The organism is Luteibacter sp. OK325 (assembly GCF_003050935.1).
GTDB lineage: Bacteria > Pseudomonadota > Gammaproteobacteria > Xanthomonadales > Rhodanobacteraceae > Luteibacter.
This window is the reverse complement of record NZ_QAOX01000006.1, coordinates 194,822-207,506: the sequence shown is the minus strand read 5'-3', so window position 1 is coordinate 207,506 and position 12,685 is coordinate 194,822. Positions and strand designations below refer to the sequence as shown.

The following is a 12,685-nucleotide window of genomic DNA, read 5'->3' as shown; positions in this document are numbered from 1 at the left end:
CCTTTTTTCATGGGGATCCCTGCATTGTTGATTTTTTGTTGCAGATCGCTTGCAAGAATCCGGCCACCTCCGTATACTTGCCGACTCTGATGCGGGGTGGAGCAGTCTGGCAGCTCGTCGGGCTCATAACCCGAAGGTCGTAGGTTCGAATCCTACCCCCGCTACCAGCTTTATAAGAAAAGGCGCGAACCTCACGGTTCGCGCCTTTTTCTTTGTCTGAGATTACTGGCAGTTGCGGGCAATCTTCACGGCGGGATCCCGTTGCGGCTGCGCGCGGGAGGCGGTGCGTATGATCACCACGCGAGTGCCGCCTCCGCCGTCTTCGACATCCACGACGGCGGCCACTTCGGCAGGCGGTGCACGGCTGATCGAGATCAACTTGCTCGTTTGCCTGGATTCGACCTGGCTGGCCGGGAATTCGCTTCGCGATGCGTCAAGCACACATTGGACGAACGCATCCGACGACTTGTGCGTGGCGAAGCTAGTCATGGGTGACGCGCGGTCAACACCCTGGGGCGTTTCAGCGAAACTGGCAGCGCTGACGAAGATAAAGCAGCCGATGAGCATGCGGTACAAGGCAATTCTCCTTTTGCGGCATGGGACGTGGGTCGACGCTACTCTTGTCGGCAATCCGCTGCATCAGGCATGGTCCTGGGCCACGATTTTGGGTATACTTGGCGGCTCTGATGCGGGGTGGAGCAGTCTGGCAGCTCGTCGGGCTCATAACCCGAAGGTCGTAGGTTCGAATCCTACCCCCGCTACCAGTATTCCTGAAAAGCGCGGACCTCACGGTTCGCGCTTTTTCTTTGGGCGCGCTTTCGGTAGAAGGCAATGGCTGTACGGCTCCGCCCACGTTACCGGGTGGTTCGCTTGCGCCATGTAATCGTCAACGCTGACTTGACGCCACATGGCCCGAATCCGATACTTTCGCTCGACAGGTAAATCCTGGGCTCACCGCGATACCCATGAAGGCGTCGTAAGCGCGTTGTAAACGCGTCGGTCCCAGGGGCTGTCACCTTCTTCGAAGGCCTCCTCACGGAGGCCTTTTTCTTTTTCCGGACAAGGAACGCCGGTTGTACATTTACGCGGATGAAAGTGGTGATCTCGGCTGGCAGTTTGAGCCACCGTACGGTCAACGAGGCTCCAGCCGGTATTTCACTATTTTTGCTGCCTGCGTTCCTGGTGAGAAGTGTCATCTTCTCGACCGCGTCGTTCGGGACATGTACAAGGCCAGTCGCTGGGACACCAAGAAAGAGCGGAAGTGGACCGACGCCTGCGAGCCGTCCCGTCGCCACTTTGCCCAACGTGCCGCCTCACTGCTTGCGAAACACGATGACATTTCTTACCACGCGATCGTCGCGTACAAGCCTAACGTCATGCCTTATCTGAGGGGCGACGCAACGCCAGGGCTCCATATCAATCTTCGAAAACTCTGTTTCTGGACCCCTGGAAGTCGTCTCAGCGCTTGCGGATCCAAAGGAGCATGATGTCGGCTTACTCTCAAGGCGGCAGCATGGAAACGATCTACATCGTGCAGGGTTTCAAGACTGGAAAGCGCGGCAGGACAGAGGCGATGACACCGCTCTCGTTCAAGACGGAAGCCGAGGCAAGGCGTCGGGCTGTACGGATGGGTGAGACCTGCCTGGGTGTGATCGCGTTCGCGCAGGCGGCAAACCCGGAAACGGGTGACTACGCTGATCCGATCATGCTTGAGAGCATCGGAAACGTGCCCGAGATGCCTTAAAGAAAAGCGATCCGAAGCGAGACGATACAGATGACATGGACAACAGTCGTTGAGGCCAACCTGACGACCACCGCCGTGGCCGTTCTTGTTGTAGCGGTCTCCCTGAATCGTCTGCTCGGCATGCTCTGGCCCTTCGCGCTCATCGTTCCCCTCATTCCGATCTTCCTGCTCGCTTACTCGGGCTATCCCGATGCGGTGTATCTGTGGAGCTACCTGCCGATCGGCGTGGCGATCTACATACGAAAGCGGGTGGGCACGTTTCCCAGGAATCCGGCACCCTGAGGTAACACCTGCCTTGGTGCCGGACATCCCGCAGTGTCGCCGGCGGCGCTACGGCACTGGCCTTCCTGGCGTTGAACGTCCGATGGACGTCCCAAAAAAAGGTTCTTCGCGGATTACCGGGGCCGGGCGCTCTGCTTTCAGGCCGTGCATTCTTTCGCACCTCGCACCTCGCACCTCGCCCATGGTTCGCCATCGCTCTCTACACTTTGTGCGGAACTCGCCTCGAGGGTGGACACCAAGGTCTCTCACGACGATACGGTTGAGTGGAAAGAGAGCCGTTGGCGTGGCCGTCCCGGAACACCAGGGCGATGCGGAAGCGGTTGCTGGTATGCAGTTGCCGATCACGTCCGTCGCGCCTGTGCCGGCGTGCGTGGCGACGATGCTGCCGCGCGCTTTGGCTCGACCCACGCGAACCTCAGGGCACCGAAGGCTCTGCGCCGGTACGTCCCCGGAATTCCGCGATGAGCCAAAAAAAAGCGGCGCCGGAGCGCCGCGGAAAGCCAATGATCCGGGGGAGGGCCATTGGGATGGGACCCGACGTACGTTAGGGGTATACCCGGCGTTCGTCTGTCGGGGCCTGCCTACACGTATTCGGTGACGCATCGGCGGCCCGTGTGATTCCGGTCAGGATTCTCAAGTTCAAGCCATGTCTCTCCTGTCACCGTGCATGTCGGACATCCTCCAGGGAGTGAGTTGACATGGTTGTTTCATCCGATATTTCCGCAACGTATGCGATTTACCTCGACATGGTCCAGGCCACGGCAGAGGACCGCATCGAACGAGTGCGCCGCGGCCTGATGCCCACCCTGATCACGCAACTGGCCCACGACCTCCGCATTCCCGATCACAACCTGGCGCTTTACCTCGGCCTCAACCGCGCGAGCCTGCGACGAAAACTCGCCGACGACGAACGCCTCGGCGGCCAGGAATCCGAAGGCCCGCTGGCATTGGTAATGCTTGCAGGTAGCGTGATCGTTGCCTCCCGGCAGCCATCGGTCAGCAAAGCCGTCGCTGTCGATCCGCTTGGGTGGCTCGGCCGGTGGATACGCACACCGACGATCGGGCTCGATGGCCGTGCGCCCATCCAGTACATGGACGTCGTCGAGGGCCGGGCGCTTGTGGCGAAATGGTTGACTCGTACGCTCAGCCCGGAGAACTCGCCATGAGCTTCAGTTGCTCGGTGGCGTGCGCATTGTCCGGATTGAGTTCGAGCGAGCGGCGGTAGCTGGCGATCGCTTTGTCCCGGGCGTTCGCTTTCTCATAGGCCTCACCAAGGCTGTCCCAGGCGTTCCAGCTTTGCGGGTGGCGCTCGGTGTTGTAGACGAACAGGCTGACTGCCTGTTCGGTCTTGCCGGCCCTGAACAGCGAGTAGCCCCAGCTGTTGATGCGTTCTTCGGGGAGATTCAGGTTGGGGTAGGTGTGTTTTACTTGTGCTATCACGCGCGCGGCCTCGCGAAAATCCGCTTTTTCCAGCGAATCTTCGAGAGCCACCTGCGCGGCAGGCTTGCCACGCATGTCGACGATGGCCTCCTCGGCGAATGCCTTCAGTTCGGCCTGCGTCTGCCCTGGGCGATTGGCAAGCAAGACGACACCATAGCCGCTATCGGGGTAGAGCTCGATGTAGCTGGAGAAGGCAAAGGTGCCGCCGGACGCGCGCAGCCGGCGTTGACCGTCGATCGTACGATCGACCTTCCAGTTGAAAGCCGTCGCGTCCTCGTCGATGTCACCCCACGCCACCTTTTGGCTCAGGCGGATCGCAGGGTCTTTCGCCGCCAACTCGGCGATGAGGAATCGCGACATGTCCCGGGCGCTATAGCGCAGTCCGGCGGCAGCCGCGATATACGGCGCATCCAGCGCAGGCATGGCGACGTGATCGGCGGTGTAGCCGGTCGCGAATTGACCGGCGCGACCCTTGCTCAGACCGGCTTGCATGCCGAACGGCTTTTCGATGAAGCGAGCGAGCAAGGATGCAAAATCCTGCCCGTACGATTTTTCAACTGCGATGGCGAGGAGGACGGAAGCGAGGTTCGAATGCTTCGGCACGCTACCGGGACGACTCGATAACGACGCCGTTTTGAGATCCTCGAAGAGTTGGGCCCGGTCGTAGTCGGCGAGTTGCTTCGTAGCTGCGAACGGAGGCTTTTCCGGCGACGGGGTCGGCGCGAGTTTCGTGAAATCGGGCAGGTTGTCGGGTAACGCAGAGGTGGTGTCCGCAAGATCGACCAGGCGTATCGGCACGCCATCGCGCTGGAGATTGGCGTACGACCCGGGTAGGTAGCTGCGCAGGTCGTCGGTCGCCCTGGCGTTGCCATCGACGATGGCATGGGCCAGCAACAATGAGGTGAACAACTTGGTGATCGAGCCGATCTCGTAGGCGGTGTTTTCCGTTGGCGGCGTGGATGCGTCGGGCGAGGTCGAGCCGAAGTTGTAGAAGCGCGGCTTGCCGTGGTCGACGACGGCGATCGACAAAGCATCGGTCTTTCCCGCCTGGATGAACTGGCTGCCCATGTGCTGGAACGTAGCGTCGATGGTCGTCGGAGCAATCGCTCTATTGGCGGCCATGACGCCAGTGGAAATCACGCACAGCGATACGAGCAGAGCGACGTTACGCATTCACGATTCCCCTGTTCGTGGCCCATCGTCCCCGGCAGTCGGTACGCGGGCCAATGCCATACGTCACGATCTTGCGGCAAGAACGCAAGAAGATGCGGATGCGTAAGCATCGACCGATCGCGTTGCTGAAAAAAACCGGTGCCTGTTTTTGCGGTACCCGTCACGCGAACCCTTCGATCGGCTCGCCAAGGCCTGGCCGGAAAGCCCCGCGAAAGATTCGCGTCGCATGGCTGAAAGGGAAACAGGGGAGCAAGGGGCGGGATGGTGGGGGATTCGTGATTTCCTGCGCTTGATCGCCAGCGTGTCAGGGCTTCCGCCTCGGCGGAGGCAAATACGGGCTAACGAAGGATCATTCATGAAGATCGATGCTTTTGCTTCAGGGGTCACACGCAAGACGGCACTCACCATGGCGATTGCGCTGGCGATGACCTCGCTTTCCGCACATGCCGACGACGCATGGGTTTCCACGCACACCAAGGCCGCGATGCTCCCTGTCGCCACCACCCAGACACTTGCCGCCAGTTCGACGGCAGCCACGCCAGTGGCCAGCGGTTACGCGCTGAATATGACCGGCTCACCGCATATCGAAGGTGCCGCGGTCACGGCGTTGGAAGCCGACCATCCGCTGCACGTGGTGGTCAGCCTCAAGCTGCGCAATCCCGATCAGTTGCAGACCTTCCTTGCCGGCGTGACCACGCCCGGTAGCGCGCAGTACGGTAAGTTCCTCTCGCCCGCGCAGTTCAAGGCGCAGTTCGGCCCGACGCAAGCCCAGGTCGACGCGGTGGTCGCGCACCTGCAACAGGCCGGCTTCACCAATATCGATGTCGCTCCCAATAATCTGTTGATCTCCGCCGACGGTAATGCCGGTGCCGCGACGACGGGCTTCCATACCTCGATCAAGCGCTTCACCTCGAACGGTCGCGAGTTCTTCGCCAACGACACGCCGGCGCTCGTCCCGGCGGCCCTCGGTGATTCGGTGGGCTCCGTACTCGGTCTGCAGAACGTCTCGGTCAAGCACACGCTGCACCATGTCTATCATCCGGAAAACGTGACGGTGCCGGGGCCGGCATCGAGCACGCAGGCCGCCGCCGCCGTGGCCGCGCACCATCCGCAGGACTTCGCGGCGATCTACGGCGCCAGTGGCGTCCCGGCAGCGACCAACACGGCGGTCGGCATCATCACCTGGGGTTCGATTACCCAGACAGTCACCGATCTCAACAGCTTCACCTCGGGCGCCGGTCTGGCCACGGTGAACTCGACGATCACCAAGGTGGGCAGCGGTACCTTCGCCAACGATCCCGACTCGAACGGTGAGTGGTCGCTGGACAGCCAGGACATCGTCGGCATCGCTGGTGGCGTGAAGCAGCTGATTTTCTATACATCGGCCAACGGCAACTCGAGCTCCAGTGGCATCACCGACGCTGGCATCACCGCGACTTACAACAAGGCTGTCACCGACAATCTCGCCAAGCTGATCAACGTGTCGCTCGGCGAAGACGAAACAGCCGCCGAAGAGTCCGGTACCCAGGCGGCGGACGATGCGATCTTCCAGCAGGCCGTGGCCCAGGGCCAGACCTTCTCGATCGCTTCGGGCGACGCGGGTGTCTACCAGTGGTCCACCGATCCGACGTCCGGTTCGCCTGGTTACGTCGCCAACTCCGCCGGTACCGTCAAGATCGACCTGACGCATTACTCGGTCAGCGAGCCGGCCAGTTCGCCATACGTCATCCAGGTGGGCGGTACGCAGCTTTCGACCAGCGGCACGACGTGGTCGGGCGAAACCGTATGGAACGAAGGCCTGTCGGCCATCGCGCCTAGCCAGGGCGACAACAACCAGCGCCTCTGGGCGACCGGTGGCGGCACCAGCCTCTACGAGACGGCACCTTCCTGGCAGTCCGTCGTTTCCAGTTCGTCCAAGCGCGTCGGTCCGGATCTTTCGTTCGATGCGGCGTCGTCGTCAGGCGCGCTGATCATCGTCAACGGATCGACCGAGCAAGTGGGCGGCACCAGCCTGGCATCGCCGTTGTTCGTGGGCGCTTTTGCCCGTATCGAATCGGCCGCCAACAATGCCATCGGCTTCCCGGCGTCGAAGTTCTACGGTGCTTTCCCGACGCAGACCTCGCTGCTGCATGACGTGACCTCGGGTAACAACGGCTACCAGAGCCACGGCTATACCGCGGCAGCCGGCTTCGACGAGGCGACCGGCTTCGGCAGCTTCGACATCGGCAAGCTCAATACCTATGCCCAGGCAAACTGGGTAACAGGTGGCGGTGGCGGCACGAACGTTCCGCCGGTGGCGAACTTCAGTGTCGTGACCAGCGGTCTCACCGCGACCTTTACCGATAGCTCAACCGACAGCGACGGCAGCATCGCGTCACATGCCTGGAGCTTTGGCGACGGTTCCACCTCGACCGCCACGAGCCCCAGCCATACCTACACGGCAGCGGGCACGTACACGGTTAGCGAGACGGTGACCGATAACGCAGGCGCCACCAACGCCAAGTCGTCCTCGGTGACCGTGACCTCGTCCGGTGGTGGCGGTGGCAACACGCTGCAGAACGGCGTGGCGGTGACCGGTCTCTCGGCCGCGAAGAACGCCAAGCTCAACTACACCGTGGCGATTCCGTCGGGCGCGAAGAACCTGAAGATCGTCATCTCGGGCGGTTCGGGCGATGCGGACCTCTACGTGAAGTTCGGCTCTGCGCCGACCACCTCGACCTACGACTGCCGTCCGTACGTCACCGGTAACTCGGAGACCTGCTCGTTCACGACGCCCTCCACCGGGACGTACTACGTCATGCTCAATGGCTACGCCGCGTTCTCGGGCGTTTCCCTGAAGGCGACCTGGACCAACTGATTCCCGCTAAGTGAAGGAAAAAAGCGCCCCTCTCAAAAAGAGGGGCGCTTTTTCTTTTTGTAGGAGCCGATTCATCGGCGAACCCTCAGCCTTTCCACGGCACGAACGAAGCTTTGCCTCCGTGGGGTGAGATGTAAATGGCGTGATTTGTCCGCCCACCGTCCGCCACAGGCCTCTCCCGCTTGCAACGACCAGCGGAAAATGCGATCCATTCCACTCAGAGGATGCTCGCCATGACCGTTTCCGATACCGCCCTGATCGTCATCGATGCCCAGGAGTCGTTCCGCCAGCGCCCATACTGGCGCGAAGACGACGTGGCTGCCTATATCGAGCGCCAGCAGGCGCTCATCGATGGCGCGACGAAGGCCGATATCCCCGTCGTCCGTATTTTCCACGTGGAAGAGACCGGTCCGTTCTCCGAGGCGTCCGGCTTCGTGGCCACGCTGGCGCCGCTGAGCATTGAACCCGCAGTGACCTTTCGCAAGCAACGGCATAGCGCCCTCGTCGGCTCGGGGCTGGATGTCTGGTTGACCGGGAACGGTATCCGGCGAATCATCGTGTCGGGTATCCGCACGGAGCAGTGCTGCGAAACCACCACTCGCCATGCTTCGGACCTCGGCTATGAGGTGGACTACGTAGGCGAGGCAACACTGACCTTCCCGATGACGGACCGCCATGGTCGTCAATGGAGCGCCAGCGAGATCCGGGCGCGCACGGAACTGGTGCTCGAAGATCGTTTTGCGCGCATCGTGACGGTCGAGGAGGCGCTCGCAGGGGCGCTGCGCAAGGCCGCTTGATGAAGAGCGCAGCACCCCGCGTGATCTCGGTTTTCGTGGTGCTGCCGCCGCGCGTGCTGCTGCTCGATGTCGCGGGACCGATCGAGGTGTTGCGCAAGGCGAATCTCGAGCAGGACGACGTTCGATTCGACGTTCGTTTCGTCGGGCCGGCACGCAAGTTCGGCAGTTCGATCGGGCTTGCCGTGACCGGCATCGCGCCCTTGCCGGCGCGACTGCCGGATGGCGCCATGCTGGTCGTTCCCGGACACGCCGACATTCCGCTGGGCGAGCCGGTCACCACGTCCGCACAGAATGATGCGTATGAAACGGCCATTGTCGACTGGCTTCGCCGCGTCGTGCGGCCCGGTATCCGTCTCGCCACGATCTGCTCCGGCGCGCTGCTCGCTGGACGTGCCGGCCTGCTCGATGGTTTCGAATGCACCACCCATCACGGCTGCATCGCAGACCTTGCACACGATGCTCCCGCCGCGCGCGTGCGAGAGAACCGTCTCTATGTCGTCGATGGTGAGCGCATGACGAGTGCCGGCATCACCGCCGGGATCGACCTGATGCTGCACGTCGTTGCAGGGGAGGTCGGGCCTGGGTGTGCACTGGCGGTCGCACGCTTCCTCGTCGTTTACCTGCGCCGTGCCGGAGGCGATCCGCAGCTATCGCCCTGGCTGGAAGGGCGTAACCACATGCATCCGTCGATCCACCGTGCCCAGGATGCGGTGGCCGGCGATCCCTCACGTGACTGGACAGTGCCGGCGCTGGCACGGGAAGCCGCCACCAGTCCGCGTAATCTGTCGCGACTGTTCAATGAACACGCGGGCATGAGCGTCACCGACTTCGTGAATCGCATGCGGGTTGCCTTGGCGAGTGAGCTACTGGCCGGCTCGCGACTCGATATGGAAGCCGTGGCGGAGCGCTCGGGCTTCGGCTCCGCTCGCCAGTTGCGGCGGGCCTGGGGGCGTCTGCACGCCGCGCCGCCCAGTCGGTCGCGCGACGCGTTGATCTGATACTTCGCGCGCCACGTTCCCGGCTCAGTCGAACAGGTGGCGGTGTTGGCCATTCGCGTACCAGTCGATCACGCGTTGGGGCAACCGCGGTTCGACTGCCAACCCTGCAGCGACGAACATGTCCAGCGTGTCGATCAGCGCCGTTCGCAAGCGTTTGGCGTCGGGGTCGTCGGGCGAGTTGTGCGCTGCCCAATCGAGCGTGTCGAGGATCCGCGTCGACCAGTCGTACAGTAGATCGGCGCGTGCCTCCAGGTAAGCGCGTAGCCACGGGTTCAGGCTTCGGCTCAGGTTCAGGCCTTCGGCGCTGGCGATGTCTTCGAGCAGGGCTGCGACATCCGCGTGGACGCCTCGGTACCATTCCGTGTGTCCTGCTGCTGATGCCGGCACGACGAGGGGCGCCATCGCGCGCTGCTCGCGGAAAGTCTCGATGAGCCGGCGCTCGATGCGTCGCGCATGGACCACGCGCTCGGCATCGAGCAGCAGTCCCCGTTCCAGGTCGAAGAAGTCGAAGAACCGACGGTGAAGGGTACTGAACCGGGTAAAGGGATCGCGCGAAAAGCCGACCTTCAGCAGGTCCTCGTCACGGCACGGAAGCACGTAGACATAGGCCTTGCCGCGCGAGGCGAAGCGAGGGTAGGGTGAGTCCTCTTCCATCAGCCGATTATGACGGAATGGCCATGAGTCGTACCTTGCTTGCCCTCATGGTACCCGAGGCCGAGCCGCTGGTCGGTGACATGAGGGTGCGACTCGATCCCTCCGCCCGCCTCGGCCTGGGTGCACACATCACCCTCGTCTACCCATGGCTTGATAGTGGCGATGTGACGGACGACGTACTGCGACATCTTCGCAGCGTCACCATCGCGCACGCCGCCGTGTCGTTCCGGCTCGATCGCGTGGACACATTTCCCTCGACCGTATGGCTGGCGCCGTCGCCCGTCGAAGCGATTGCTTCGCTGGCCGCATCGCTCGAGGCTGCGTTCCCGGAACGACCGCGGATCGGCCCCGACTTCGAGCGCTACGTGCCGCATTTATCCGTGGCGCGGAATGTGCGCAAGGACCGTGACAACATCGTCGCCGCATTGCATGATCGCCTCAACAATCATGGGCCGGTGGGGTGCCTGTGCAAGGACGTACATGTGATGGAAAGGGACGCCACCGGCTGGCGTGTGCTTGCAAGCTCGCCGCTTGGGTCGCCGCTGCAGGATGAATGACCCTCCCGGTGCCGGGATGCTTACGCCGGGGCATCGTCGACCGGCGTTTTTCTTTCGCTCGATTTGATCCTGCCTGAAGGAGTTGTGAGGCGTGCAGATTCACGGTAGCTGTCACTGCGGCAACGTCACGTTCGACCTTCAATGGCCCGTGCACGCGGAAACGATCGCCGCGCGCGCCTGCTCCTGCACGTTCTGCAGGAAGCACGGTGCGCGGTGGACGGCAAATGCTTCTGCGGCGCTGAGCGTCCATATCCACGAACCCACGCTGGTTACGGCGTATGCCTTCGGGACGGAGACGGCCGATTTCCACGTGTGCAACCGTTGCGGAGTGGTCGCCTGTTGCACCAGCCTTATCGAGGGCCGGCTCTACGCAGTCGTCAACGTTAACGCGTTCGACAACTTCGACGCCTCGCGGCTCGTGCTTGCTGACGTAGACTTCGACGGCGAAGAAGGGTCGGCAAGGCTGCGGCGACGGGCAACGAACTGGATAGGAGACGTTCGCGTCACCTGAAGGAACGAGGTTATGCGTGAGCCATGGGCCAGAGGCGGCGAGAGCGTCGCTCACGCAAGACGCGGGCAGCCCTTCGGAATTTCGGTTTTCGTTCGCCCATCCGGATGCTCAAGCCCTTTTCGTGGGGTTTCGAGTTCGGTCAGTACAGCATCCGGGTCAACGACCAGTACAGGATCTGGCCCTGAAAGCCATCCGCCCACGCGCGGCGTGATACCTCAAGCCACTTCGACCCGATTCCGCCCGGCGTTCTTCGCCCGGTAGAGCGCCTCGTCCGCGGCCTGGATGAGCACGTGGATTTCCGTGTTAGTCGAGGTGCAGACCCCGACGCTGGTCGTGAAGGCGATCGAGGCACCCGAGAAGGGCGCTGGCGCGCCTTCGATCCGGGTGCGCAGGCTCTCGGCCAGGCTGCTCGCCGCATTCGGAGAAGCGCCTGGAAGCAGGAGCAGGAACTCCTCGCCGCCGTAGCGGGAGAACAAGGCGTGCTCGGGGATGCCGCTGGCGCGGACGGTTTCCGCGAAATGCTTGAGCACCGCGTCGCCGCCGGCGTGGCCCCACGAATCGTTCACCGCCTTGAAGTTGTCCAGGTCGAACAGCAGGGCCGAGTTGCTGCGGCCGCGAGTGATGGCGAGTCGCCGGTTGGACTCCCGCACCACGGCGGTGCGATTGAGTAGCCCGGTAAGCCCGTCGATCTCGGCCGCGCAGCGCAGGTCGTGCACCAGGCGCTGCGCCAACATCAGGGTGAACCCGGTGCTGAGCAGGAAGGTGCAGAGGATGCCGAACAGATAGTTGGACGTGGTCAGGATGGTTGCCAGGAGCTCATGCGATTGCATCTCAGGATGGAGTGAGACGGCTGCACGGGCCAGGTAGAAGAACGTGTCGATGACGAAAACCAGCGCGGTGAACGCGCAGCCGCTCCTCAGCTCCGGCGGGGCGCGGAACAACAGCAGCCAGATCATCCAGATGTCCCAGATGATGCTCTTCATGCCGAATACGGTGGCCTCGACCGCCTGGGGTGGAGGCGCGATGAGAAAAGCGACCTGAACGGCCAGGAAGAGGGCGATCAGCAGGGCAGGCCACCGCCAGCGCAATGGAAAGCCAATATGTATGGCAATGCCGCCGAGCATGGCGCCATTGGCGAAGGCTATCAGTACACTTCCCACGATAGCCGAGAGGAAGGTGGCGTTCTCGTCGTAGCCTTCGGCGAGGCCGGCCAGGGTCAGCAGCCAGAACGCCGCCGCCCATATGTGCAGGGCGAGCATCCCGCGCAGCACCAGGCTGAGCAGGGTAAAACTCAATGCAATGGTCGCGCCCACGGCCAGGCCGATGATGCCTAGCGTGTGGACGTCGAGATTCGCCGTACCGTCCATCCTGTCCCCCGGATTTCCCCTGGGGCCATTCTAGGACGGGACCGTCGACCTTGCACGAAGGCATTAAAATACGATAGACTTGGTGAATCTTAAGCGCCGTTGGGCCCCGGTTTAGGCCTTACACCCAGTGGGTGCTTCAGGAACTTTCTTTTTACAAGAAAGCCTCCTCGTGAGGCTTTTTTGTTGGGCGCACGGAGGCTCCCTGCGACACACTGTGAGCGCCGTCAGGGCATCGCGGAGGGCGCTGGAGGAAAGTGTCGGATACATCGGCGACGTAATGGAATGGGCCGCTCGCGCCCTTTTTT

12 protein-coding genes and 2 tRNA genes are annotated in these 12,685 nt (G+C 62.5%); 10 read left to right on the top strand and 4 right to left on the bottom strand.

All coding sequences use genetic code 11. The features are described from left to right. Window positions 1–90 precede the first annotated feature (90 nt). Window positions 91–167 (top strand) — tRNA-Met (locus tag C8J98_RS14450). Between the two features lie 55 nt (window positions 168–222). Here the strand turns inward: C8J98_RS14450 and C8J98_RS14445 are convergent. Further along, window positions 223–576 (bottom strand): hypothetical protein, encoded by a 354-nt coding sequence (locus tag C8J98_RS14445; RefSeq protein WP_107913900.1) that lies wholly within the window; start codon window positions 574–576, stop codon window positions 223–225. Window positions 577–687: 111 nt separating this feature from the next. Here C8J98_RS14445 and C8J98_RS14440 point away from each other — a divergent pair. From C8J98_RS14440 to C8J98_RS14425, 4 genes are all read left to right on the top strand, one after another. After that, window positions 688–764: transfer RNA gene (locus C8J98_RS14440), tRNA-Met, on the top strand. Between the two features lie 749 nt (window positions 765–1,513). Next, on the top strand, window positions 1,514–1,744 hold the full coding sequence (locus C8J98_RS14435) for a hypothetical protein (protein ID WP_146171642.1): 231 nt from the start codon (window positions 1,514–1,516) through the stop codon (window positions 1,742–1,744). Window positions 1,745–1,774: 30 nt separating this feature from the next. Further along, complete coding sequence (locus C8J98_RS14430) at window positions 1,775–2,026, top strand: hypothetical protein (protein ID WP_107913898.1); 252 nt, start codon at window positions 1,775–1,777, stop codon at window positions 2,024–2,026. Window positions 2,027–2,724: 698 nt separating this feature from the next. After that, a complete protein-coding gene (locus C8J98_RS14425; protein WP_107913897.1) occupies window positions 2,725–3,192 on the top strand; it encodes an antitoxin Xre-like helix-turn-helix domain-containing protein in 468 nt (155 codons plus the stop codon). On the opposite strand, the gene C8J98_RS14420 is transcribed toward C8J98_RS14425, so the two are convergent. Then, window positions 3,170–4,639, bottom strand: a complete 1,470-nt coding sequence (locus C8J98_RS14420; RefSeq protein WP_107913896.1) for a serine hydrolase — start codon at window positions 4,637–4,639, stop codon at window positions 3,170–3,172. The genes C8J98_RS14425 and C8J98_RS14420 overlap by 23 nt on opposite strands. Before the next feature lie 355 nt (window positions 4,640–4,994). On the opposite strand from C8J98_RS14420, the gene C8J98_RS14415 reads away from it, so the two are divergent. The 3 genes from C8J98_RS14415 to C8J98_RS14405 all read left to right on the top strand — a co-directional run bounded on the left by C8J98_RS14415 (window position 4,995) and on the right by C8J98_RS14405 (window position 9,291). Next, window positions 4,995–7,496, top strand: a complete 2,502-nt coding sequence (locus C8J98_RS14415) for a protease pro-enzyme activation domain-containing protein (RefSeq protein WP_233260241.1) — start codon at window positions 4,995–4,997, stop codon at window positions 7,494–7,496. 233 nt (window positions 7,497–7,729) lie between these two features. Next, window positions 7,730–8,293, top strand: a complete 564-nt coding sequence (locus C8J98_RS14410) for an isochorismatase family protein (RefSeq protein ID WP_107914001.1) — start codon at window positions 7,730–7,732, stop codon at window positions 8,291–8,293. Then, window positions 8,293–9,291 (top strand): helix-turn-helix domain-containing protein, encoded by a 999-nt coding sequence (locus tag C8J98_RS14405; RefSeq protein WP_107913895.1) that lies wholly within the window; start codon window positions 8,293–8,295, stop codon window positions 9,289–9,291. Before C8J98_RS14410 ends, C8J98_RS14405 begins: the two co-directional genes overlap by 1 nt. Before the next feature lie 24 nt (window positions 9,292–9,315). Here C8J98_RS14405 and C8J98_RS14400 read toward each other — a convergent pair whose 3' ends face one another. Further along, the gene (locus tag C8J98_RS14400) at window positions 9,316–9,945 is read right to left on the bottom strand and encodes a GIY-YIG nuclease family protein (RefSeq protein WP_107913894.1); all 630 of its coding nucleotides are present in this window, start codon (window positions 9,943–9,945) and stop codon (window positions 9,316–9,318) included. Between the two features lie 23 nt (window positions 9,946–9,968). On the opposite strand from C8J98_RS14400, the gene C8J98_RS14395 reads away from it, so the two are divergent. Together C8J98_RS14395 and C8J98_RS14390 are read left to right on the top strand one after the other, a co-directional pair. Next, a complete protein-coding gene (locus C8J98_RS14395; RefSeq protein ID WP_158272716.1) occupies window positions 9,969–10,502 on the top strand; it encodes a 2'-5' RNA ligase family protein in 534 nt (177 codons plus the stop codon). A gap of 91 nt (window positions 10,503–10,593) precedes the next feature. Beyond that, on the top strand, window positions 10,594–11,013 hold the full coding sequence (locus tag C8J98_RS14390; RefSeq protein ID WP_107913892.1) for a hypothetical protein: 420 nt from the start codon (window positions 10,594–10,596) through the stop codon (window positions 11,011–11,013). 215 nt (window positions 11,014–11,228) lie between these two features. Here C8J98_RS14390 and C8J98_RS14385 read toward each other — a convergent pair whose 3' ends face one another. Next, window positions 11,229–12,380 (bottom strand): GGDEF domain-containing protein, encoded by a 1,152-nt coding sequence (locus tag C8J98_RS14385; RefSeq protein WP_107913891.1) that lies wholly within the window; start codon window positions 12,378–12,380, stop codon window positions 11,229–11,231. Between the last annotated feature and the right edge of the window lie 305 nt (window positions 12,381–12,685).

What these genes read in the sequence shown, in the direction of transcription:
- C8J98_RS14435 (WP_146171642.1), top strand. Translation starts at nt 1,514, where the DNA reads ATGGAAACGATCTACATCGTGCAGGGTTTCAAGACTGGAAAGCGCGGC.
- C8J98_RS14430 (WP_107913898.1), top strand. Translation starts at nt 1,775, where the DNA reads ATGACATGGACAACAGTCGTTGAGGCCAACCTGACGACCACCGCCGTG.
- C8J98_RS14425 (WP_107913897.1), top strand. Translation starts at nt 2,725, where the DNA reads ATGGTTGTTTCATCCGATATTTCCGCAACGTATGCGATTTACCTCGAC.
- C8J98_RS14420 (WP_107913896.1), bottom strand. Translation starts at nt 4,639, where the DNA reads ATGCGTAACGTCGCTCTGCTCGTATCGCTGTGCGTGATTTCCACTGGC.
- C8J98_RS14415 (WP_233260241.1), top strand. Translation starts at nt 4,995, where the DNA reads ATGAAGATCGATGCTTTTGCTTCAGGGGTCACACGCAAGACGGCACTC.
- C8J98_RS14410 (WP_107914001.1), top strand. Translation starts at nt 7,730, where the DNA reads ATGACCGTTTCCGATACCGCCCTGATCGTCATCGATGCCCAGGAGTCG.
- C8J98_RS14405 (WP_107913895.1), top strand. Translation starts at nt 8,293, where the DNA reads ATGAAGAGCGCAGCACCCCGCGTGATCTCGGTTTTCGTGGTGCTGCCG.
- C8J98_RS14400 (WP_107913894.1), bottom strand. Translation starts at nt 9,945, where the DNA reads ATGGAAGAGGACTCACCCTACCCTCGCTTCGCCTCGCGCGGCAAGGCC.
- C8J98_RS14395 (WP_158272716.1), top strand. Translation starts at nt 9,969, where the DNA reads ATGAGTCGTACCTTGCTTGCCCTCATGGTACCCGAGGCCGAGCCGCTG.
- C8J98_RS14385 (WP_107913891.1), bottom strand. Translation starts at nt 12,380, where the DNA reads ATGGACGGTACGGCGAATCTCGACGTCCACACGCTAGGCATCATCGGC.